This is a genomic window from Georgenia sp. H159, from assembly GCF_035607575.1.
In the GTDB taxonomy this organism is placed as follows: domain Bacteria; phylum Actinomycetota; class Actinomycetes; order Actinomycetales; family Actinomycetaceae; genus Oceanitalea.
In genome coordinates this window covers 90,342-111,841 of record NZ_JAYDZY010000012.1, presented here as the reverse complement: position 1 = coordinate 111,841, position 21,500 = coordinate 90,342, and the positions used below count along the sequence as shown (strand labels likewise).

The 21,500-nt window shown below is 74.0% G+C and carries 24 protein-coding genes and 1 pseudogene; all 25 read right to left on the bottom strand.

What is annotated here, in order from left to right; genetic code table 11:
- Positions 1 to 35: 35 nt before the first annotated feature.
- The 25 genes and pseudogenes from VR894_RS15730 to VR894_RS15610 all read right to left on the bottom strand — a co-directional run bounded on the left by VR894_RS15730 (position 36) and on the right by VR894_RS15610 (position 21,358).
- Entirely contained in the window at positions 36 to 956 is a 921-nt protein-coding gene (locus VR894_RS15730) for a tyrosine recombinase XerC (RefSeq protein WP_324653037.1), read from the bottom strand.
- Positions 957 to 1,015: 59 nt separating this feature from the next.
- The gene (gene fdhA, locus VR894_RS15725) at positions 1,016 to 2,221 is read right to left on the bottom strand and encodes a formaldehyde dehydrogenase, glutathione-independent (RefSeq protein ID WP_324653035.1); all 1,206 of its coding nucleotides are present in this window, start codon (positions 2,219 to 2,221) and stop codon (positions 1,016 to 1,018) included.
- Between the two features lie 104 nt (positions 2,222 to 2,325).
- The gene (gene dprA / locus VR894_RS15720) at positions 2,326 to 3,522 is read right to left on the bottom strand and encodes a DNA-processing protein DprA (protein ID WP_324653034.1); all 1,197 of its coding nucleotides are present in this window, start codon (positions 3,520 to 3,522) and stop codon (positions 2,326 to 2,328) included.
- Positions 3,515 to 5,050, bottom strand: a complete 1,536-nt coding sequence (locus VR894_RS15715) for a YifB family Mg chelatase-like AAA ATPase (RefSeq protein WP_324653033.1) — start codon at positions 5,048 to 5,050, stop codon at positions 3,515 to 3,517. The genes dprA and VR894_RS15715 overlap by 8 nt, the downstream gene beginning before the upstream one ends.
- Positions 5,051 to 5,413 carry a YraN family protein gene (locus VR894_RS15710; RefSeq protein WP_324653032.1) on the bottom strand — a complete coding sequence of 121 codons (363 nt, stop codon included), beginning with the start codon at positions 5,411 to 5,413 and terminating at the stop codon, positions 5,051 to 5,053. It abuts the gene before it with no gap.
- A gap of 121 nt (positions 5,414 to 5,534) precedes the next feature.
- Positions 5,535 to 5,840 (bottom strand): DUF2469 domain-containing protein, encoded by a 306-nt coding sequence (locus VR894_RS15705; RefSeq protein WP_324653030.1) that lies wholly within the window; start codon positions 5,838 to 5,840, stop codon positions 5,535 to 5,537.
- A gap of 7 nt (positions 5,841 to 5,847) precedes the next feature.
- Positions 5,848 to 6,624: a ribonuclease HII gene (locus tag VR894_RS15700; RefSeq protein ID WP_324653028.1), complete on the bottom strand. Its 777-nt coding sequence runs from the start codon at positions 6,622 to 6,624 to the stop codon at positions 5,848 to 5,850.
- Between the two features lie 31 nt (positions 6,625 to 6,655).
- On the bottom strand, positions 6,656 to 7,012 hold the full coding sequence (locus tag VR894_RS15695) for a TfoX/Sxy family protein (RefSeq protein ID WP_324653026.1): 357 nt from the start codon (positions 7,010 to 7,012) through the stop codon (positions 6,656 to 6,658).
- 16 nt (positions 7,013 to 7,028) lie between these two features.
- Positions 7,029 to 7,802 carry a signal peptidase I gene (gene lepB / locus VR894_RS15690; protein ID WP_324653024.1) on the bottom strand — a complete coding sequence of 258 codons (774 nt, stop codon included), beginning with the start codon at positions 7,800 to 7,802 and terminating at the stop codon, positions 7,029 to 7,031.
- An 81-nt stretch (positions 7,803 to 7,883) separates the two neighbouring features.
- Positions 7,884 to 8,225: a 50S ribosomal protein L19 gene (gene rplS / locus VR894_RS15685; protein ID WP_324653023.1), complete on the bottom strand. Its 342-nt coding sequence runs from the start codon at positions 8,223 to 8,225 to the stop codon at positions 7,884 to 7,886.
- 159 nt (positions 8,226 to 8,384) lie between these two features.
- On the bottom strand, positions 8,385 to 8,906 hold the full coding sequence (locus tag VR894_RS15680) for a GNAT family N-acetyltransferase (protein WP_324653074.1): 522 nt from the start codon (positions 8,904 to 8,906) through the stop codon (positions 8,385 to 8,387).
- A gap of 6 nt (positions 8,907 to 8,912) precedes the next feature.
- Positions 8,913 to 9,734, bottom strand: a pseudogene (trmD, locus tag VR894_RS15675) (tRNA (guanosine(37)-N1)-methyltransferase TrmD); the annotation flags it as partial.
- A 1-nt stretch (position 9,735) separates the two neighbouring features.
- The gene (gene rimM, locus VR894_RS15670) at positions 9,736 to 10,251 is read right to left on the bottom strand and encodes a ribosome maturation factor RimM (RefSeq protein ID WP_324653022.1); all 516 of its coding nucleotides are present in this window, start codon (positions 10,249 to 10,251) and stop codon (positions 9,736 to 9,738) included.
- A 72-nt stretch (positions 10,252 to 10,323) separates the two neighbouring features.
- Positions 10,324 to 10,563 (bottom strand): RNA-binding protein, encoded by a 240-nt coding sequence (locus tag VR894_RS15665; protein WP_324653020.1) that lies wholly within the window; start codon positions 10,561 to 10,563, stop codon positions 10,324 to 10,326.
- Entirely contained in the window at positions 10,553 to 11,017 is a 465-nt protein-coding gene (gene rpsP, locus VR894_RS15660; protein WP_324653018.1) for a 30S ribosomal protein S16, read from the bottom strand. Before rpsP ends, VR894_RS15665 begins: the two co-directional genes overlap by 11 nt.
- Positions 11,018 to 11,295: 278 nt before the next feature.
- Positions 11,296 to 12,084, bottom strand: coding sequence for an ABC transporter permease (locus VR894_RS15655; protein ID WP_324653016.1), 789 nt, complete (start codon positions 12,082 to 12,084; stop codon positions 11,296 to 11,298).
- Positions 12,081 to 13,004: an ABC transporter ATP-binding protein gene (locus VR894_RS15650; protein ID WP_324653015.1), complete on the bottom strand. Its 924-nt coding sequence runs from the start codon at positions 13,002 to 13,004 to the stop codon at positions 12,081 to 12,083. The genes VR894_RS15655 and VR894_RS15650 overlap by 4 nt, the downstream gene beginning before the upstream one ends.
- 1 nt (position 13,005) lies before the next feature.
- Positions 13,006 to 13,761 carry a hypothetical protein gene (locus tag VR894_RS15645; RefSeq protein ID WP_324653014.1) on the bottom strand — a complete coding sequence of 252 codons (756 nt, stop codon included), beginning with the start codon at positions 13,759 to 13,761 and terminating at the stop codon, positions 13,006 to 13,008.
- On the bottom strand, positions 13,758 to 14,639 hold the full coding sequence (locus tag VR894_RS15640; protein ID WP_324653013.1) for an ABC transporter ATP-binding protein: 882 nt from the start codon (positions 14,637 to 14,639) through the stop codon (positions 13,758 to 13,760). Before VR894_RS15640 ends, VR894_RS15645 begins: the two co-directional genes overlap by 4 nt.
- A complete protein-coding gene (locus VR894_RS15635; protein WP_324653012.1) occupies positions 14,636 to 14,998 on the bottom strand; it encodes a GntR family transcriptional regulator in 363 nt (120 codons plus the stop codon). The genes VR894_RS15640 and VR894_RS15635 overlap by 4 nt, the downstream gene beginning before the upstream one ends.
- A 187-nt stretch (positions 14,999 to 15,185) precedes the next feature.
- Positions 15,186 to 16,274 (bottom strand): amidohydrolase family protein, encoded by a 1,089-nt coding sequence (locus tag VR894_RS15630; protein ID WP_324653010.1) that lies wholly within the window; start codon positions 16,272 to 16,274, stop codon positions 15,186 to 15,188.
- Positions 16,275 to 16,284: 10 nt separating this feature from the next.
- Complete coding sequence (ffh, locus tag VR894_RS15625) at positions 16,285 to 17,862, bottom strand: signal recognition particle protein (RefSeq protein ID WP_324653009.1); 1,578 nt, start codon at positions 17,860 to 17,862, stop codon at positions 16,285 to 16,287.
- Between the two features lie 28 nt (positions 17,863 to 17,890).
- A complete protein-coding gene (locus tag VR894_RS15620; RefSeq protein WP_324653008.1) occupies positions 17,891 to 19,687 on the bottom strand; it encodes an HD domain-containing protein in 1,797 nt (598 codons plus the stop codon).
- Positions 19,688 to 19,703: 16 nt separating this feature from the next.
- The gene (locus VR894_RS15615) at positions 19,704 to 20,042 is read right to left on the bottom strand and encodes a P-II family nitrogen regulator (RefSeq protein WP_324653006.1); all 339 of its coding nucleotides are present in this window, start codon (positions 20,040 to 20,042) and stop codon (positions 19,704 to 19,706) included.
- A complete protein-coding gene (locus VR894_RS15610) occupies positions 20,039 to 21,358 on the bottom strand; it encodes an ammonium transporter (protein WP_324653004.1) in 1,320 nt (439 codons plus the stop codon). The genes VR894_RS15615 and VR894_RS15610 overlap by 4 nt, the downstream gene beginning before the upstream one ends.
- Between the last annotated feature and the right edge of the window lie 142 nt (positions 21,359 to 21,500).

Here is a 21,500-nt window from a genome sequence, read left to right as displayed (position 1 = left end):
CGGCCCCCGGTCCCGACAGGGACGGGGGCCGGGTGTCAGGCGCGCGGGTGGGCCTGGGTGTAGGCGGCGCGCAGCCGCTCGGGGGTCACGTGGGTGTAGCGCTGCGTGGTGGCGAGCGAGGCGTGCCCGAGGACCTCCTGGACGGTGCGCAGGTCCGACCCCCCGGCGAGCAGGTGCGTCGCGGCACTGTGCCGCAGGCCGTGGGGTGCGAGGTCCCGGACGCCGGCGAGCGCCGTGAGGTGGTGCACGCGTCCCCTCACCGACCGGACCCCGAGACGACCGCCCCGGGCACCGAGGAAGAGCGCCGGCGGGGAGGTGTCGGTGGCGAGCTCGGGGCGGCCCCGGTCGAGCCACGCCCCGAGGGCGCGGTCGGCGGGGGTGCCGAAGGGGACCACCCGCTCGGCGCCACCCTTGCCGAGCACCCGCACCGTCCGCTCGCGGCGGTCGACGGCGCCGACGTCGATCCCGACGAGCTCGGCGACACGCACCCCCGTGGCGTAGAGCAGCTCGAGGGTGGCCCAGTCGCGCAGGTGGACGGGGTCGCCGTCGCGGGCGAGCTCGGCGGTGAGGTCGAGGAGCCGGGCGGCCTCGTCGACGGCGAGGACCTGCGGCACGCGCTTGTCGGCGCGGGGGCTCTGCAGGCGCAGCCCGACGTCCGTGGCGAGGTGTCCCTGACGGTGCGCCCACGCGCAGAACGTCCGGGCGGCCGCCGCATGTCGCGCGACCGTCGCGCGCGAGCGCCCGCCACGGGCCTGCCGGGCCAGCCAGGCGCGCAGGGCGGTGAGGTCGAGGCCGGTGAGGTCGACGACGTCGGACTCCTCGCCGTCGTCGGGAGCGAGGGTCGCGAGCAGCGACCGCACGTCGGAGCGGTAGGCACGCACGGTGTGCTCCGAGAGTCCCCGCTGCAGGTCGAGGTGGCGCCCGAAGGCGTCGAGGAGCTCGTCGATGTCGTGCACGCGCTCACCGTGACGCGTCCCGGCGGTGAGGGCAACCCTCACCGCCGGGCGCGTCGCGCTCAGCGGACCGAGCCGTGGGCGTCGATGACGTACTTCTTGGCCGCGCCCTTGTCGAACTCCGCGTAACCGCGCGGCGCGTCCTCCAGGCCGATGACCTCGGCGTTGACGGCCTTGGCGATGTGGATCCGGTCGTTGAGGATCGCCTGCATGAGGCCGCGGTGGTACTTCATCACGGGGCACTGGCCGGTGACGAAGGTCAGCGCCTTCGCCCACCCGGTGCCGAAGTCCATGGACAGCGCACCACGCTGGGCGGCCTCGTCGATGCCGCCCGGGTCGCCCGTGACGTACAGGCCCGGGATGCCGACCGACGCGCCGGCGGAGACGATGCCCATGACGCTGTTGAGCACGGTCGCCGGCGCCTCCTTGCCGCCGTGACCCATGGCCTCGAAACCGACGGCGTCGATGGCGGCGTCGACCTCCGGGACCTTGAGCAGGTCCTCGATCTGCTCCTGCGGCTCCCCCTTGTTGAGGTCGATCGTCTCGCAGCCGAAGCTGCGCGCCTGGGCCAGCCGCTCGGTGTTGAAGTCACCGACGACGACGACGGCGGCACCGAGCAGCTGGGCGGAGGCGGCCGCGGCGAGGCCGACCGGCCCGGCGCCGGCCACGTAGACCGTCGACCCGGTCCCCACCTTCGCGCTCACCGCGCCGTGGTAGCCGGTGGGCAGGATGTCCGACAGCATCGCCAGGTCCAGGATCTTCTCCATCGCCTGGTCCTTGTCGGGGAAGACGAGGGGGTTCCAGTCCGCGTACGGCACGAGGACGTACTCGGCCTGGCCACCGACCCAGCCACCCATGTCGACGTAGCCGTAGGCGCTGCCCGGGCGGTCGGGGTTGACGTTGAGACAGATCTCGGTGCGCCGCTTCTTGCAGTTGACGCAGCGGCCGCAGGAGATGTTGAAGGGCACCGAGACGAGGTCGCCCTTCTTGACGAACTCCACGTCCCGCCCGACCTCGACGACCTCACCGGTGATCTCGTGGCCGAGCACGAGGTCGGGTGGGGCCGTCGTGCGTCCGCGGACCATGTGCTGGTCCGAGCCGCAGATGTTGGTGGCGACGGTCTTGAGGATGACGCCGTGGTGCACCTGGCGTCCGACGTTGGCCGGGTTGACGCCCGGCCCGTCCTTGAGCTCGAAGGTGGGGTAGTCGATGTCGATGACCTCGACCTTCCCGGCTTCCTTGTAGGCGACTGCCTTGTTCCCTGCCATGTTCGTGCCTCCATTGGCTCGGCCGGCGCGCAGGCGTCCGTCGTCGTGCGAGCTGCCGGCACCTGAACGTCGTTGTCCTCAGCACGCTACCTGTGTGACGCAGATCACGGAAGGCCCCTGCCGGGGTGATGGGAGCGGCGCCATCCGGCGCCGGTGCGCTCGACGTGCCCACTGAGCTCCAGGCGCCCGACCCCGGCCCGCACCTCCCGATCGCTCAGCCCGGCGGCCCGGGCCAGGCTCGGGAGGTTCGCGGCGGCCTTCAGCGGGAGGGCGTCGAGCACCCGGGCACCGAGCGGGTCGAGCCCGTCGAGGAGGCCGGGCTGGACGGGTCGGTCGGCAGCGAGGTCCTGCCCGCTGGGCGCGAGCAGCTCGAGGACGTCGGCCGCGTCGGTCACGCACACCGCGTCGGTCTCCCGCAGCAGGCGGTGGCACCCGGCCGACGTCATCGACGTCACCGGCCCGGGCACGGCGGCGACGGGACGCAGCAGGGCCGCGGCGTGGCGGGCGGTGCTCAGCGCGCCGGAGCGCCACGCGGCCTCGACGACGACGCAGACCTGCCCGAGCGCCGCGATGAGGCGGTTGCGCTCGAGGAAGCGGTGACGGCGCGGCACCGAGCCGGGCGCGGCCTCGGCGACCACCACCCCGTCGGTGAGGACGGCCTCGAACAACGTCGCGTTGCCGGCCGGGTACAGGCGGTCCACTCCCCCGGCGAGCACGGCCCAGGTGGTGCCCCCGACGCTGAGCGTGCCGCGGTGGGCGGCCGCGTCGATCCCGTAGGCGCCACCGGAGACGACGACGACGCCCCGCTCGGCGAGGTCGATCGCCAGCTGTGCCGCCACGTGCTCCCCGTACCCCGTGCTCGCGCGCACACCGACCACGGCGACGGTCGGCCGGCCCGCGTCGAGCCGCCCCGCGCCCCGCACCCACAGCGCGGCCGGCGCCCGCTCGGCGAGGTCGTCCAGGGCGGCCGGCCACTCGTCGTCGCCGGGGACCACCAGCCGTCCCCGGAGGGCGTGGAGGACTGACAGCTCACGCCGGATGTCGAGGTTCTCCAGCCGTGGCAGCCACCGGTCGGCGCACTCCTCCCACGCCGGGACGGCGGTGGCCCCCGTGCCGCCACCCGGGGGGACGAGCCTGCCCGACCACCCTCGGCGGGAGAGGTGGACGAGCCACTCGAGGGCGCCGTCGGGCCCGAGGTGGGCCCGCAGGATCCCGGCCGCGGCGTCCCCCGGCTCGGCGATGCGGGTCCAGGCGGCCGCAGCGAGCCGCGGGTCGGTGATGTCGAACCCGGGTTCAGGCATGGGTCCCGCCCCGGATCCGCAGGCTCATCGCGGCACCGATCTCGTCGAGGTCGGGCCGCTCCCTGCCGGTGAGGTCCGCGATCGTCCAGCCGATCTTGAGCACCCGGTCCATGCCGCGCAGGCTCAGCGTCCCGGAGTCCAGGGCGCGTTCCAGCACGGCGCGCGGCGCGGGCCCGGGGCCGTGCTCCGAGGAGCGCAGCCACGATCCGGGCACCTCGGCGTTCGTCCGCCACGGGGTTCCGGCCAGCCGTTCCCGCTGCGCCGCGCGAGCCGCGGCGACCCGCGCCGCGACCGCCTCACTGCCCTCTCCCAGCGAGCCGAGCGCCGCCGAGGCGCGCGTGACGGCGGGGACGTCGATCTGGAGGTCGACACGGTCGAGCAGCGGGCCGGAGAGCCGGGCCAGGTACCGGCGCCGCTCGAGCGGCGTGCACGTGCAGTCCAGGCCCTTGCCCGACGCCTTGCCGCACGGGCACGGGTTGGCGGCGAGCACGAGCTGGAAGCGTGCCGGGTAGCGCGCGGCGCCGCGGGCGCGGTGGACGACGATCTCGCCGTGCTCGAGCGGCTGGCGCAGGGAGTCGAGCACCCGGCGGGCGAACTCCGGGGCCTCGTCGAGCAGGAGCACCCCGCGGTGGGCCCGTGACGCGGCCCCGGGCCGCGGGACACCCGACCCGCCGCCGACGATGGCCTGCGCCGTGGCGGTGTGGTGGGGGTCCTCGAAGGGCGGCCGACGCAGCAGACCGCCGCCGGGGTCGAAGGTGCCCGCCACGGAGTGGATGGCGGTGACCTCCAGCGCGTCGGCGTCGTCGAGGTCCGGCAGCACCCCGGGCAGGCGGGCGGCGAGCATCGACTTGCCCGCTCCCGGCGGGCCGACCATGAGGAGGTGGTGGCCACCCGCCGCAGCCACCTCGAGCGCGAACCGGGCGTCACCCTGCCCGATGACGTCGGCGAGGTCGGGCGGGGCGGGACGCGCCTGGACACCGCGCGGCACACCGGCCACGGCGACCGGCGGGGTGACGTCGGCACCGTAGTCACGCGCCAGCTCGGCGAGGTGGTGCACCGCGCGGACGCGCGCACCCGGGACGAGCCGTGCCTCGGCGAGGTTGGCGGCGGGCACGACGACGTCGGGCCTGCCCGCGGCGACCGCGGCGGCGACGGCCGGCAGCACCCCGCGGACCGGGTGCACCCGCCCGTCGAGCCCGAGCTCCCCCAGGTGGACCACCCGGCCGGCGTGCTCGGCGGCGGGCAGGCCGTCCGCGCCCATGCAGGCGACCGCGATCGCCAGGTCGAAGGCCGAGCCGGCCTTGGGCAGGGACGCCGGGGACAGGTTGACGGTGCGGCGGCGAGCGTTCCACGGCACCGCACTGGACGTGACGGCCGCGCGGACCCGCTCCCTGGCCTCGGACAGCGAGGTGTCCGGCAGGCCGACGAGGATGAACGCCGGCAGACCGCTGGCCGCGTGCGCCTCGACCTGCACGAGGTGGCCCTCGACGCCGACGAGCGCCACCGACCACGTGCGCGCCAGGCCCACTCAGCCCACCGCCCGCAGGTGCTCGACGAGCGCGGACGCGCCGCGCCTCCGCAGGACGGCGACGACGTCGATCCGGACCTCGGCGGCACTGACGTCGTGCTCGCTCAACCAGCGCGCGGCCAGGTGACGCAGCCGCCGGAGCTTGACCGGCCCCACTGCCTCGGCGGGGTGCCCGAACCCGGTGCCGCTGCGCGTCTTGACCTCGACGAACGCGATCGCGTCGGCCCCCGGGTCGCGGGCGACGATGTCGATCTCGCCGTCGCGGCACCGCCAGTTGCGCCCGAGGATCTGGTAGCCGTCCGCCCGGAGCATCGACACGGCGATCTGCTCACCGACGGCACCGAGCTCGTCCTTCGCGGCCACGGGCCACCACCTCCGCGACCAGCGTCACGGACGGGCCCGAAGACCCGGCGTCCGCGGGGCACCGGCTGGGGACGACGCCACCTCCGGGCGGTGCTGTGCGGCACGGCCGCGCCACCCCGCCCTAGGACGGCAGGTTGAGCTCCGCCTTGGGCAGCTCCTCGACGTTGACGTCCTTGAACGTCACGACCCGCACCGAGCGGACGAACCGGGCCGAGCGGTAGACGTCCCACACCCACGCGTCGCCGAGCGTGAGCTCGAAGAAGACCTCACCGCCGGCGGAGCGCACCTGCAGGTCCACCTCGTTGGCCAGGTAGAAGCGCCGCTCGGTCTCCACGACGTAGGAGAAGAGCCCCACGACGTCCCGGTACTCGCGGTACAGGCCGAGCTCGAGGTCGGCCTCGTAGTTCTCCAGATCCTCAGCACTCACTGGTCCATCATGCCCCGGGTCCGACCGGCACCGCCGCACCAGCCGGTGCGGGGACGGGGATGGTCTGCACCACACCCACCCCGACGGGCTGCTCCAGGGCGGCGTCCTCCAGGTCCTCGACCGTGGGCAGCCGCCACGAGCGCCGGTGCAGCTCGCTCGGTCCGAGCTCCCGCAGCGCCGCCAGGTGGCCGGGCGCCGAGTAGCCCTTGTTCGCCTCCCACCCGTACTCCGGGTGCCGGGCCGAGAGACCGACCATCAGGGCGTCGCGCTCGCACTTGGCCAGCACGCTGGCGCCCGCGACGACGGCGCAGCGGAGGTCGCCCTTGACCTGCGTGCGCACGGGCGGCGGGACGGCGAAGCCGCCGAGGTCGGCGAAGAGGTCGTCGGGCGGGGTGAGCCAGTCGTGGATCCCGTCGAGGATGACGACGTCCGGCACGACCCCGGCCCCGGCCAGGGTGGCCAGCGCGCGGTTCCCCGCGAGGCGCAGGGCGGCGATGATGCCGACGGTGTCGATCTCCTCCGGGGAGGCGTGCCCGACGGCGCTGCCCACGGACCAGCGACGCACCGGCTCGCACAGGGCCTCGCGGGTGGCCGGCGCGAGCAGCTTGGAGTCCCGCAGCCCGCGCGGCAGCCGACCCGTCGTCTCGTCGACGACGCACACGCCCACGCTCACCGGCCCGGCGAGCGCGCCCCGGCCGACCTCGTCCATCCCGGCGACGAGCCGGTGGGAGGCGAGCAGCTCACGTTCGAGCTGGCGGGTGGGGGCACGGCTGGCGGGTGGCACGCAGCCATCGTAGGCACGGACCGGGCCGGGCTCAGCCGTCCGCGGCCTCCGGGCGCGGCGTCGTCGCCGCCCGGTTGTGCTCCAGGGCGATCCCGAGCCACCAGGACAGGTCCTCGCCGCCGAGCGAGGCGGCGTCCACGGTGACCCAGCCGGGCCCCATGTCCCGGTCGGTGCCCATGACGGCCTGCCTCGCCCCCGGGCGGGCCGTCAGCTCGTGGTGCCGGTCCGCCGGGACCCGGACGAGGAGCTCCCCGCTCCGCTGGGCGCTGACCACGATCCGGTCGTCGACCATGAACGCCCGGCCCCCGAACATCGACACCTCACGGGTCGAGGGCTCGTCGGCGAGCAGGTCGCGGACACGCTGGGCGAGGTCGGCGTGCGGTGTCATCGGTCGGCCTCCGCGGTCAGGGCTCGGGGACCTCGGCGAAGGTGTCGCCGGGGTTGCGCAGCACCGTCCAGCTGTCCATCGGCCACAGGATGAGCATGGCGGTCCCGACGACGTTGCGCATCGGTACCGCGCCGCCGCCCGGGTCACCCTGGTGGGCGCGCGAGTCCTGGGAGTTGGAGCGGTTGTCCCCGAGCAGCCACAGGTGGTCCTCCGGGACGGTCACGGAGAACTCGCTCTCGCTCGGGTCGACGCCCGGCTTGAGGTAGGGCTCGTCGATGCCGACGCCGTTGACCGTGATCCGGCCGTCGGCGTCGCAGCACTCGACGGTGTCCCCGCCGAGGCCGACGACCCTCTTGATGAGGTGCTCCCCGGCGTCCTGCGGAAGCAGCCCGACGAACGTGAGCACCTCCTCGAAGCCCCGCTGCAGCGCGTTGCGCGTGTCCGGTGCCGGGTCCAGCCAGCCCCCCGGGTCGACGAAGACGACGATGTCCCCGCGGCTCACGTCCAGCGGGCCCGGGGCCAGCTTGCTCACGAGCACCCGGTCCCCGACGGCGAGGGTGTCCTCCATCGAGCCGGACGGGATGAAGAACGCCTGGACGAGGAAGGTCTTGATGATGACCGACAGCACGAGCGCGCTGACGACGACGATCGCCGTCTCCCGCAACCACCCGCCCCTGCGGCGGGCCGGCCTGCTGGTGGCGTCGTCGGGAGCAGCGTCCGACCGCAGCCGGCTGCGGTCCGCGTCGTCCGGGGTGGCGCCGGCCCGCGCGGCATCGTCGTCGGTCGTCACGGACTGCGCTCCTGTCGGAAAAGCGTCTGCCCGGCTCGACCGAGCCGGGCAGAAGCGATGGTACGTGGTTCGGTGGCGCGATCAGCGCTTCTCGCGGATCTTGGCCTTCTTCCCCTGCAGCCCGCGCATGTAGTACAGCTTGGCGCGACGCACGGCACCGCGCGAGACGAGCTCGATCTTCTCGATCGACGGGGAGTGGACCGGGAAGGTGCGCTCGACGCCGACGCCGAAGCTCACCTTGCGGACGATGAAGGTCTCCCGCACACCGGCACCGGACCGGGCCATGACGTACCCCTGGAAGACCTGGATACGGGTACGGCTGCCCTCGACGACCTTGACGTGGACCTTGAGGGTGTCGCCCGCCCGGAAGTCGGGGATGTCGTCGCGCAGCGAGGCTGCGTCGACGAAGTCGAGGGTCTGCATGTTGGTGCCTTCCCGCTGGTGCCACAGGTCACCGGCGCTGCTCGTGGCAGCAGTCGCTGCCGACGTTGTCGGATGGTGGTCCCGCGTCCTCGCTGCGGCGATCCCCCGTGGCAGACCGCGCGCCATGGACGCATGACCGGACCATCTTGCCACACGGCGTCAGGGTGCGGTGACCGGTGTGCTCAGCACCACGTCGTCCTGGGGGTCTCCCCCGACGACGAACGTCCGTCTCCCGACGACGACGAACCCGCACCGCTCGTAGAAGCGCCGGGCCCGGCGGTTGCCGACGTTCGTGCCCAGCCACATGGTGCTCGTCCCACGCGCCGCCGCCGCGCTCGTGGCCGCGGCGACGAGCCGCCCGGCGAGGCCGCCACCGTGGACGTCGGCGCGGACGTAGCACTTGCTCAGCTCGGCGACACCGTCCACCTCCTCGCTGCCCGGCACCGCGGAGCCCAGGACGACCATCGTGTAGCCGAGCAGCGCGCCGTCCTGCTCGTCCACGGCGACGTGGAGGAGGCGCCGCGGCTCGGTGAGGTAGCGGGCGAAGCTCGCCTCGTCGAGCTGCGTCGCGACGAACTCCGCGACGGACTCGGCGGCGAGGGTCGGGGGGCAGGCGAGCGGGAAGGTCGCGGCGGCGAGCGCGGCGAGCGCCGCGGCGTCGTCCGCGCGGGCCGGCCGCACCTCTGCCCGCCGGGGGCCCGTCGGCCCGACGTACCAGCCGAGCCGCGCGAGGGCGCGGCGGTCGTCACGGTCAAGGGCGTCCGGCGCGAGCCGGGCGAGGAGGTCCGGGCGGCGCGTCGCGGTCCGCTCGAGGGCCCGGTCCCGGCGCCAGCGGGTGACCTTCGCGTGGTGACCGGAGGTCAGGACGTCCGGCACCTCCAGGCCACGCCACGTCGGGGGCTTGGTGTAGACCGGGTACTCCAGCAGGCCCGCGGCGCCGTGCGACTCCTCGACGAGCGACTCGGGGTTCCCCACGACGCCCGGCAGCAGCCGGGCCACGGCCTCGATGAGGACGAGCGCGGCGACCTCCCCGCCGTTGAGCACGTAGTCGCCGATGGAGATCTCCCGCACGGTCGTGGCGGGCCGCTCGGCGTAGTGCTCGGCGACCCGCGCGTCGATGCCCTCGTAGCGGCCGCAGGCGACGACGAGCCGGTCGGCGCGGGCCAGCTCCTCGGCGGTGCGCTGGGTGAGCACCTCCCCCGCCGGGCTGGGCACGATGAGCACCGTGCCGGCGCCGTCGTCGACCACGTCCGCGGGGGCGGCGCCGTCGCCGGCACTCCCCCCGGCGAGGACGGCGTCCAGCGCCGTGCCCCACACGTCGGGCCGCATGACCATGCCGGCACCGCCGCCGAAGGGCGTGTCGTCCACGGTCCGGTGCCGGTCGGTGGTCCAGTCGCGCAGGTCGTGGACGGTGAGGTCGAGGAGACCGGCGCGCCGGGCCTTGCCGACGAGCGAGAGCTCCAGCGGGGCGAGGTAGTCCGGGAAGATCGTCAGGACGTCGATGCGCATGTCACTCCTCGTCGGGGTCCGAGGCGAGCAGCCCCCGGGGCGGGTCGATGACGACGCGCCCTCCGGGAACGTCGACGACCGGGACGAGCTCCTCGACGAACGGCACGAGGGTCCGCTGCCCGGCGTCCTCCGTGACCACCAGGACGTCCTGCGCCGGCAGGTGCTCGATCCCGGCCACGGTGCCCACGCGGCGGCCGGTCGGGTCCTCGACGACCAGACCGACGAGCTGGTGCGGGTACCAGGCGTCCTCCTCGTCGTCGTCGTCGACGGTGACGAGCAGGACGGTGCCCCTCAGTGCCTCGGCGGCGGTGCGGTCCGGCGTCTGGGTGAACCGGACGTACCACGACCCCTGCCGCTGGGTGCTGCTCTCCACGGTGAGCGGGCCGCGGTCCGCCGGCTCCGTCGTCAGGACCCGGCCGGGCGCGAACCGTCCGGCGGGGTCGTCGGTGCGGACCTCGAGCCGCACCATGCCGTGCAGCCCGTGCGGGGCCCCGATGCGGGCGACCACCAGCTCCATGTCACGTCTCCTTGGGTCGGAACGAGAACGAGCCCTGGCTCACCGGTGGTGAACCAGGGCTCGTGCTCGTGGTCAGCGCTGGTCGGTGTCGACGACGTCGACGCGGACCGGGCCGCGCGTGGACAGCGCGGAGATGACCGTGCGCAGCGCCCGGGCCGTGCGGCCCTGGCGCCCGATGACCCGGCCGAGGTCCTCGGGGTTGACGCGGACCTCGAGCAGCTCGCCGCGGCGCAGCGAGCGGGAGGTGACGGTGACGTCGTCGGGGTTGTCGACGACGCCGCGCACCAGGTGCTCGAGAGCGTCAGCCAGCATTGGTCTCGTCGGTGCTCTCCTCGGCCGGAGCGTCCTCCGAGGCGGTCTCCTCGGCGGGCGCGGCGGCGGCGGCCTCGCTGGCCTTGGCCTTGCGCTTCTCGGCGTCCTCCTCGGCGGCCTTGATCGCGGCGGCCCTGGCTTCGGCGGCGGCCTCGGCGGAGCCGTCCTTAGAGCGCAGCGTGCCCTCGGCACCCGGCAGGCCCTTGAACTTCTGCCAGTCGCCGGTGACCTTGAGGAGCGCGGTGACCTGCTCGGTGGGCTGGGCGCCCACCGAGAGCCAGTACTGCGCCCGCTCGGAGTCGATGTCGATGAGCGAGGGCTCCTCGGTCGGGTGGTACTTGCCGATCTCCTCGATCGCGCGGCCGTCGCGCTTCTTGCGGCCGTCCATGACGACGACGCGGTAGAACGGTGCGCGCATCTTGCCCATGCGCTTGAGACGGATCTTCACTGCCACTGTGGTGGTCGCTCCTGGTTCATGTGGGGTGGTCCGCGCTCGGTCCCGGTGGGATTCGGGCACGAGGTTGGGCCTGGACACGGTTCCGGCGGGTGAGAGGGGCCCGGCGGTCCGAGTACAGCGGGTCATTCTGCCAGACCGAGGGGCCCGCACCCAAGTAGCGCCGTCGATCGCGGCCTGGGGCGTTGGTCACCGACGCCGGCACGTGCCCGCGAGACGCCAGGGACCGCCCCTCCGCCCTCCACGGAAGGACGATCCCTGACGCCTCGCGTGGCGCGTCACGACCAGCGGAAGACCTTGGCGGCCACCGGGTAGCCCACGACGGTCCAGCCGGCGAGCACCGCCAGCTCACGCCACGGCACGTCCCCGCCGAACCAGCCGGAGGTCATCGCCTCGCTGGCGGCGCCGAGCGGCGTGAAGGAGGCGATGGTGGCCAGCGTGTCGGGCATCTGCGAGATCGGCAGCCACAGGCCCGCGAAGAACAGCATCGGGAAGTAGAGGAGCATCCCGATCCCGGACGCGGTGGACGCCTTCGGGGCGACCCCGCCGATGACGAGCCCGACCGCGAACAGGGCCAGGGTGGCGAGCACGAGGGCGCCGAGGACCACCAGCGGGCTCTCGGGCAGGGGCAGGTTCAGCGTGAGGACCCCACCGGCGACGGCGAGCGCGACGGCCAGCGCCAGCGCGCCCCCGCTCACGGCGACGTGAGCCGCGAGCACGCCCCTGGGTCGCATGGGCGTCGTGGACAGCCGGCGGAAGACCCCGTTCTCCCGGTAGCTCGACACGTACGCGGGCAGTGTCGTCAGCGAGACGGTCGCGATCGCGGTGGCGACGATGACCGGCCCCCACAGGTGGATGAGCGCCAGGCCCGCCAGCTCCGGCACGCCGGTGACCGGTTCCCGCATCCCCGGGATGAGGTGCCCCATGCCGAGGAGCAGGACCGTCGGGAAGGCCAGCGCGAAGAACACCCCACCGGGGTCGCGGAGGAACAGGCGGGCCTCGGTCCTCATCAGCGTGCCGAGGCCCCGCCGCCCCGAGGGTGCGCGCGTCGTCGTCGTGGTGCTCATGCTGGGACTCCTTGCGTGCTCGTCGCTCCGGTGAGCTCGAGGAAGGCGTCCTCGAGGCTGCGGCGGTTGGTGGTGATGTCGTCGGGGACGACGTCGTGGCGGGCGAGCTCGAGGACGACGGCGGGCAGCACGGTGCGGGTGCCCACCACCTCGACCTCGCGGTCGCGCTGGACGACGTCGACCACCTCGGGCAGTGCGCGCAGCAGACCGAGGTCGACCGGCTGCGGCGTGGTCATCCGGAAGCTGCGCCGGTCCGCCCCCGTCTGCGCGAGCTCCGCGGGCGAGCCCTCGGCCACGACCCGGCCGCCGTCGATGACGACGACCCGGTCGCTGAGGTGCTCGGCCTCGTCCATGAAGTGGGTGACGAGCAGGATGGTGACGCCGCGCCGCCGCACCTCCTCGATGAGCGCCCACGTCTCTCGCCGCGCCTGCGGGTCGAGCCCGGTGGTGAGCTCGTCGAGGATCGCGATGCGGGGCTTGCCGACGAGCGCCAGGGCGATCGACAGCCGCTGCTGCAGTCCGCCGGAGAGCTTCTCGAAGCGCTTGCCGCGGTGCTCCGTGAGGCCGAGCATGGCGAGCAGCTCCTCGCCGTCCGCCGGGTCGGGGTAGAACGCGGCGTACAGGTCGATGGCCTCGGCCACGGTGATCTTCGGCGGCAGCTTGGCCTGCTGGAGCTGGATGCCCACGTGCTCGCGGATGCGTTCGGGGTGGCGCTGGGGGTCCTCCCCCAGCACGCGGACCGTTCCGCCGTCGACGGTGCGCAGGCCGGCCAGCGCCTCCACCGTCGTCGTCTTCCCGGCACCGTTGCGGCCGAGGACGGCGACGATCTCGCCGGGGTGGACGACGAAGGAGACGTCGTCGACGGCGACGGTCGTGCCGTAGGTCTTGCGGAGGTTGCGGACCTCGATGATGGGTTCCACGTCAGGACTCCGTTCGGGCGATGGGGACGCGGCGGACGAGCAGGACGAACGCTGCCGCCGCGGTGAGCGTGATGAGGGCACTGACCGCGTAGGCCGCCGAGCCGGCGATGTTCCACGGCATGAACGGGGCCTCGCGCCAGGCGGTGGTGAACATGAGGAAGAGGACCGGCAGGACGGTCAGCGGCAGCGCGAGCGTGCCCCACCACCCGCCGAGCCGGTAGTAGGTGACGGCCACGAGCAGTCCGGAGACGCTCCCTGCCAGCGCCGTGAGCGTGTGGTCGAGCACCACCACGCCCGCACCCTGCTCCCAGATGCCCGGCTCCGAGGAGTCGCCCGGCGTGCCGTGCGTCCAGCCCATCCGGTCGTAGAGCACTCCCTCGAGCAGGACGACGGCCGCCGCCGTCACCCCGTTGAGGACCCCGTTGACGGTTCCGGCCAGCAGGGCGCCCCTGCCGAAGGACCGACGGGTCATCCCGTTGGCGACGTGCGGGGTCAGGTAGGCGCTGACGACCACGACGCCGATCGCGAAGAGGAACCACACGAGCGGCCCGTCGCGGACGAACTGCGCGACGGAGACGGTGACGGCGCCCACGCGGTCGACGATCACGAGCGCGAGCGCGATCCCGACGACGACGACCACCCACGCACAGACCCACAGGAAGAGGTAGACCTGGAGGTGGGTGGCGGCCGCGCGCACCCACTGCGGGCGGGCGGAGCCGATCGCTCCGCGCAGGCGAGGGGTGGCCGTGGGGCTCATGCCGTGGACTCCTTCTCGGTGAGGGCGATGAACAGCTCCTGGATGGGCACGGCCCCGACCTCGAGGCCGGCCTGCCGGATACGGCGGTGGGTGTCCGCGTCGAGCTCGCCGAGCACGGTCACCTGCTTGGTCGGGCCGAGCGACTGCTGCCCGAGGACGTGCAGCCCCGCCGTCGCGGCGTCGACGCGGTCGGCCGGCCCGGTGATGGTGGCGCCGTGCCCTCGCACCGTCTCGGCGTCCTCGTCCAGCACGACGCGGCCGTCGTCGAGGACGACGACGCCCTCGAAGAGCTGCTCGACCTCGCTGATGAGGTGGCTGGACAGGATGATCGTGCGCGGGTGCTCGACGTAGTCGGCGATGAGCAGGTCGTAGAAGCGGCGCCGCGAGGGCGCGTCCATGCCGAGGTAGACCTCGTCGAACATGGTCACCGGCGCGCGCGAGGCCAGCCCGATGACGGCACCCAGGGCGGAACGCTGACCGCGGGACATCTTCCCGGCCTTCTTGCGCGGGTCGATACCGAAGAGGTCGAGGAGCTCCTCGGCGTAGTCCTGGTCCCAGGCCGGCCGGGCGGTCGCGACGAATGCGAGCGAGGTCCTGACCTTCTCCTCGGCGAAGACGTCCCCGCTCTCCCGGATGAGGCAGACCTGCTCCATGAGCTGCTCGTCCTCGTAGGGGTCCCGGCCGTCGACGAGCACCCGACCGCTGGTGGGCCGACGTAGCGAGGCGATGGCCGAGAGCATCGTCGTCTTGCCCGAGCCGTTGCGACCGAGCAGCCCGGTGATGGTGTTGGCCGCGAAGCGCACCGTGGCACCGTCGAGCGCCCTGGTGTCGCCGAAGTGCACGCTGAGGTCGCGCAGCTCGATGTCGAGTCCGCTCATGCCCCGGCCCCCCTCTGCTCGATGTAGCGGATGAGCTCCGACGGGCTGACGCCGAGCCTGCGGGCCTCGTCGAGCACCGCGTCGACGTGGTCGGTGAAGAACGTGCCCCGGCGCCGCTCCCGCAGCCGGTCCCGGGCGCCGTCGGCGACGAACATGCCCACTCCTCGTTGCTTGTAGATGACGCCCTCGTCGACGAGCAGCGCGAACGCCTTGGCCGCGGTGGCGGGGTTGATGCGGTACGTGGTGGCGAACTGGGTCGTGCTCATGACCTGGTCGCCCTCGGTGAGCGCGCCGGTGAGGACCTGACCGCGCAGGTGCTCGGCGATCTGGAGGTAGATCGGCTCCGGACCGTCGAACATCTCCCACCTCCTCGGCTCACTGGTTCATTACTCAACTAATGAACCATAGAGGCGGGCGGCCGTCAACCCCCGTCGACCACATCGGGTGCGGTCCGTGGGCCCGGGTCCGAGCGGAGCCACCCGGACCGCGACGAGGTCGCGTCCACCGGCCGGGCGCGCCACCGCGTCGCCCCGGCGGACGTCCGGCCTAGTACAGCTCGCCGCGCAGGACGACGGCGCGCGGCCGGGCGAGGACGGCGACGTCCTCGCGGGGGTCCTCGGCGTAGACGACGACGTCGGCGGGCGCGCCCTCCCCGACGCCCCGGACCCCGAGGATCTCGCGGGCGCGCCAGCTCGCGGCCGCGACGACGTCCGCGGCCGGGACGCCCGCGCGCGCCACCTCGGCGAGCTCGGCGGGCAGCGAGCCGTGGGAGATCGTGCCCCCGGCGTCGGAGCCCATGAGCAGCGGCACGCCGGCCTCGTGGAACGCCCGCACCTGCTCGTGGCGACGCGCGTGCATGGCGCGCATCCGCTCGGCGTAGCGGGGGTACTTGGCGCCGGCCTGCTCGGCGAAATCGGCGAAGAACCCGACCTGCAGCAGCGTGGGCGTCACCGGGACGCGGCGGCGGGCCGCCTCGGCGATGTGGTCGGCCGTCATCCCGGTGCCGTGCTCGATGCCGTCGATCCCGGCGTCGAGGAGGTCGTCGACCACCTCCCGGGAGAACGCGTGTGCGGTCACCCGGGCGCCCGCCTCGTGGGCCGCCGCGACGCCCTCGGCGAGCACGTCGGCCGGCCACAGCGGGCGCAGGTCGGAGTCGGCGCCCTCCGAGCGGTCGATCCAGTCGGCGACGATCTTGACCCACCCGTCGCCGTAGGCGGCCTCCTCGGCCATGGCCTGCGGCAGCTCGGCGACGTCGTCGAGCTCGCGCCCGTAGTAGCGCAGGTAGCGCTTGGGCCGCGCGAGGTGGTGCCCGGCACGGATGAGCCGGGGCAGGTCGGACCGCTGCTGGACCCACCGGTTGTCCTGAGGGGAGCCGGCGTCGCGGATGAGCAGCACGCCGGTGTCCCGGTCCGCCTTGGCCTGGACCTCGGCCTCCTCGACACTCACCGCGCCCTCGGCCCCCAGGCCGACGTGGCAGTGCACGTCGACCAGCCCGGGCAGCACCCAGCCCTGGACCTCCCGGGCCTCCCCGGGAGGCGGGTCGAGCGTGAGGCGGCCCTCGACCACCCAGCACTCGTCGAGCTCGGCGCCGTCGCCGACGACGATCGTCCCGGTCAGGTGCAGCGGCTGGCCCATCCCACTCCCGTCAGCGAAGGTACTTCTGCAGGTCCTCGAGGTCCGGCACGGCGTCCGGCTGAGCGGGCTCCGACTGGCCGCCGAGGCCGAAGGCTGAGCCGCTCGGCGCGGCGGGGGCCTCGGCCGCCCGGCGCGCGGCCTCGGCCTCCTCCCTGGCCCGCTTGGCAGGGTTCCCGGACTTGGCCTTCTTGCCCTTCTTCGGCGGCGGTGCCATCCGGCCCTTGGACTTCTTCCCACCGCCGGGCAGCCCACCGGGCCCGAGGCCGCCGGGGGGCAGCTTGCCACCGGACCGCGCCATCTGGCGCATCATCGTGCGCGCCTGGTCGAAGCGCTGCATGAGCTGGTTGATCTCGGTCACCGTGGTGCCCGAGCCGCGCGCGATGCGGGAGCGGCGTGAGCCGTTGATGATCTTCGGGTTGGTGCGCTCCTCCGGGGTCATCGAGCGCACCATCGCCTCGATGCGGTCGACCTCCCGCTCGTCGAAGTTCTCCAGCGCCTCGCGCATCTGGCCCGCGCCCGGGAGCATCCCGAGCATCTTCTTCATCGAGCCCATCTTCTTCAGCTGCTGCATCTGGTCCAGGAAGTCCTGCAGCGTGAAGTCCTCGCCGCCGGCCACCTTGGCGGCCATGCGCTCGGCCTCGTCCTGGTCGAACGTGCGCTCGGCCTGCTCGATGAGCGTGAGGATGTCGCCCATGTCGAGGATGCGCGAGGCCATCCGGTCGGCGTGGAAGCGCTCGAAGTCGGTGAGCTTCTCACCGGTGGAGGCGAACAGCACGGGGCGACCGGTCACCTTGGCGACCGACAGCGCGGCACCACCGCGGGCGTCGCCGTCGAGCTTGGTGAGGACGACACCGGTGAAGTCGACACCCTCGAGGAACGCCTGGGCCGTCGCGACGGCGTCCTGCCCGATCATCGCGTCGAGGACGAAGAGCGTCTCGTCCGGCTGGACGGCCGCCTTGATGTCGGCCGCCTGGGCCATGAGCTCGGCGTCCACGCCCAGTCGCCCGGCGGTGTCGACGATGACGACGGAGTAGAGCTTGTCGTGCGCGTGGGCCAGGCCCGAGCGCGCCACCTCGATGGGGTCCCCCACGCCGTTGCCCGGCTCGGGCGCCCACACCGGCACCCCGGCGCGCTCCCCGACGACCTGCAGCTGGGTGACGGCGTTGGGGCGCTGGAGGTCGGAGGCGACGAGCAACGGGGTCTGGCCCTGGTCCTTGAGCCACCTCGCGAGCTTCCCGGCGAGCGTCGTCTTACCGGCGCCCTGGAGCCCGGCCAGCATGATGACCGTCGGGGGGCGCTTGGCGAAGTGGAGGTCCCGCGCCCTGCCGCCGAGGATCTCGACGAGCTCGGCGTTGACGATCTTGACGATCTGCTGGCCCGGGTTGAGCGCCGCCGAGACCTCGGCCCCCAGGGCCCGCTCGCGGACCGCGGCGGTGAACTCGCGGACCACCGGGAGCGCGACGTCGGCCTCGAGGAGGGCGCGCCGGATCTCGGAGACGGTGGTGGTGATGTCCTGCTCCGACAGCCGTCCCTTGCCGCGGAGGTTGCGGAAGGTGGCTGTCAGGCGGTCGGAGAGGCTGGAGAACAAGGACGTTCCTCATGCTTGATGGGTCCGGTCAGGCTCCCAGGGTATCCGGCGAGGCCGCCCGGTCGTGCCCGAGCCGGTCCTGCGCCCGGGTGACGAGCTCCTCGACCAGCCGTGCGCGCCAGGGCGTCCAGGCCGTCGGGCCCGCCGCGCTCGCGTCCGCGGCGGTGAGCAGGGCGAGCAGCTCCAGCGTCCGGGCGTCGTGCCCGACGGCGCCCAGCAGCTCCTCGACGACCGTCGGGTCCGCGGGGTCGCGCGTCGTCGCGAGCGACGCGAGGGTGAGGTGCTCGCGCACGAGCAGGGTGACCGCGGCCGCCGTGTCCGCGGGCACGCCGAGCCGCGCCAGCACGCCCGGGGCCCTCCGTGCGCCCTCGCGCGAGTGGTCCCGCGCGCCGTCGACCTTGCCGATGTCGTGCAGGAGCGCCGCGAGGAGCACGGTCTCGCGCGCCCGGGCACCGGCCCCGGGGCGTGCCCTGAGGAGGTCGGCCGCGTTGGCGGCCGCCTGGACGAGGTGCCGGTCCACGGTGTGCCGGTGGACCGGGGACCGCTGCGGCCGGTTGCGGACCTCCGCCCACTCGGGGACCCACCGCGTGACGACGCCGGCGAGGTCGAGCGCCTCCCAGACCGGGACCTGCGCCTGCCCGGCGCCCAGCAGCTCGAGCAGGTCGGCCCGTGCCTCCCGCGGCCACGGGACCGGCGGCACCGGCGCCCGCCGCAGGCTGAGCAGGGTGACCGGGGACAGCGGCAGGCCGGTGCGGGCCGAGCCGGCGGCAGCACGGAGGGTGAGACCCGCGTCGTGCTCCGGGTCGGCGTCCCCCGCCAGGACGAGCTCGCCGTCGTGCTCCACCAGTCCGGGCGCGACGGGGCGCAGGCGTGGCGCGACCCGGCGGCCCCGCACGACCGACGGCCCCCGCCACGGGGGTGCCGCGCGGCGCAGCGCCTGCCGCGCCCCGCGGACCGTGACGTCCAGCGCAGCGCTGACCACGCGGGCGGCCTGGGCGAGCTCGGCGAGCAGCGCGTCGGCGTCGGGCAGCGCGAGGCGGTCGGCGACGTCGGCGGCGTCGGCGCGCAGCAGCCGGTTGGTGCGGCGTCCGGAGACGACGGCGACGGCGTCGCGCGCGTCGAGGAGGAACCGGGCGGCGTCGTCGAGCTCGCCGTGCGGGCGGTCGGTGAGCCACGTCGCCGCGAGCGCCCGGACCACGACGACGTCACGGAGCCCGCCGCGGGCCTCCTTGAGGTCGGGCTCGATGAGGTAGGCCAGCTCGCCGTGCCGCTCGCCCCGCTCCCGCACCGAGGTGAGCAGCTCCGGCAGCCGGCGGCGCGCGGCACCGCGCCAGTCGGCGAGGAGCGCGCTGCGGGCCCGGGCGACGACGCCCGCGTCCCCCGCGACGTGGCGGACGTCGAGCAGCCCGACGGCCGAGACGAGGTCCGCCGAGGCGATCTGGCGGCACCCCGCGAGGCTGCGGACCGAGTGGTCGACGTCGAGCCCGGCGTCCCACAGGGGGTACCAGAGGGTCTGGGCCAGGGGCGCCACCGCGCCGGCGTCGTGGCGGCGGCCGTCGTAGAGGAGCACGACGTCGAGGTCGCTCGTCGGCCCGGCGTCGCGGCGGCCCTGGGAGCCGACGACGGCGAGCGCGATCCCGTCGTCGGCGCCCGGGACGGCGGCCCGCCACAGGTCGGCGAGGGCCGCGTCGACGAGCCCGGACAGGCCGGCACGGTAGGCGGAGCCCTCCGGCCTGCCGCCCGACGCCCCGCCGACCCCCGGCCCGGGGGGCAGCGGCAGAGCGAGCCGGGCCCGGCGCAGGTCGCCGACCTGGGCGACGTGCACCGGGCCCGGTCCCATCTCAGAGGGCGACGGCGCCGCGGTCGCCGGTGCGCACCCGCACGACCTCCTCGACGGGCACCACCCACACCTTGCCGTCCCCGATCCGGCCCGTCTGGGCCGCCTGGACGAGCGCCCCGGTGACCAAAGCGACGTCGGCGTCCTCGACGAGGATCTCGATGCGGACCTTGGGCACGAGGTCGACGGCGTACTCCGCGCCGCGGTAGACCTCGGTGTGCCCGTGCTGGCGGCCGTAGCCGCTGGCCTCGGAGACCGTCATCCCCCGGACCCCGACGCTGGTGAGCGCCTGCTTGACGTCGCCGAGCCGGTGCGGCTGGACGACTGCGGTGATGAGCTTCATGACCCGACCTTCTCTTCGGTGCTGACGATGGTGGCGGCGGACTCGCGCCGCGGGAGGGTGGCGGCCAGGCCGCCCCCGAGGCCCTCGTACGCGGACTCGCCGTGGACGGTGGAGTCGATGCCGTTCACCTCGACGTCCTCCGGTACCCGCCAGCCGAGGGTCGCCTTGAGGGCGAGCCCGATGACGAGCGTGACGACCGCGGAGAACACGACGGCGACGACCGCGATGATGACCTGGACCGCGAGCAGGTTGAGCCCGCCGCCGTAGACGAGACCGCCGTCGGTGGCGAGGAGGCCGATCATCACCGTGCCGACGAGACCGCCGACGAGGTGGACGCCGACGACGTCGAGGGAGTCGTCGTAGCCGAGGCGGTACTTCAGCGACACGGCCAGGGCGCACAGCCCACCGGCCACGAGGCCGAGGACGATCGAGCCGACCGGGCTGAGCGAGCCGGCTGCCGGGGTGATGGCCACGAGACCCGCCACGATGCCGGAGGCCGCACCGAGGGAGGTGGCGTGGCCGTCACGCAGCTTCTCGATGACGAGCCAGCCGATGATCGCGGCCGCGGCGCACGTCGTCGTGTTGACCCAGGCGAGGCCCGCCATGCCGTCGGCCGCGTACGCGGAGCCGGCGTTGAAGCCGAACCAGCCGAACCACAGGAGGGCGGCGCCGAGCATGACGAAGGGCAGGTTGTGCGGACGGCTCGGCTCGCGGCCGAAGCCGCGGCGCTTGCCGATGAGCAGCGCGAGCACGAGGGCCGCGACACCGGCGTTGATGTGGACGACGGTGCCGCCCGCGAAGTCGACCGGCGCGGCGATCGAGGCGAACGGGCCGTCGCCGCTGAGCAGCCCGCCTCCCCAGACCATGTGCGCCATCGGGAAGTACGCCAGCGTGACCCACAGGCCGGTGAAGACCAGCCAGGTGCCGAACTTCACCCGCTCGGCGAGGGCGCCGCTGATGAGCGCGGTGGTGATGATCGCGAACGTCACCTGGAAGCCGACGTCCACGACGACGGGCAGCCCGCCGTCGAGGACGAAGTTCCCGGCGTCGTCGTAGATGGCGCCCTGGAGGCCGAAGAACTCCAGGGGGTTGGCGACGATGCCGCCGATGCTCTCGCTGCCGTAGGACATCGACCAGCCCCACAGCACGTAGACGACTCCGATGACGCCCATCGCCCCGAAGGACATCATCATCATGTTCAGCACGGACTTCGACCGGGTCATCCCGCCGTAGAACAACGCCAGGCCCGGTGTCATGAGCAGCACCAGGGATGCTGAGACCAGCATCCACGCGGTGATTCCGCTGTCGAGCTCCATGGTGGTCCTCTCGCTCCCGGCTCTGAGCCGGCTGGGGACCACTGTGCTCGTGCCACGTTTCAGTCACGGCGCCGCAGTGTTTCGGTCAAGTTTCGCTTGAGGTCGCGACGTGACGGCAGTGTTTCGCACCCGGGCAGCGCGA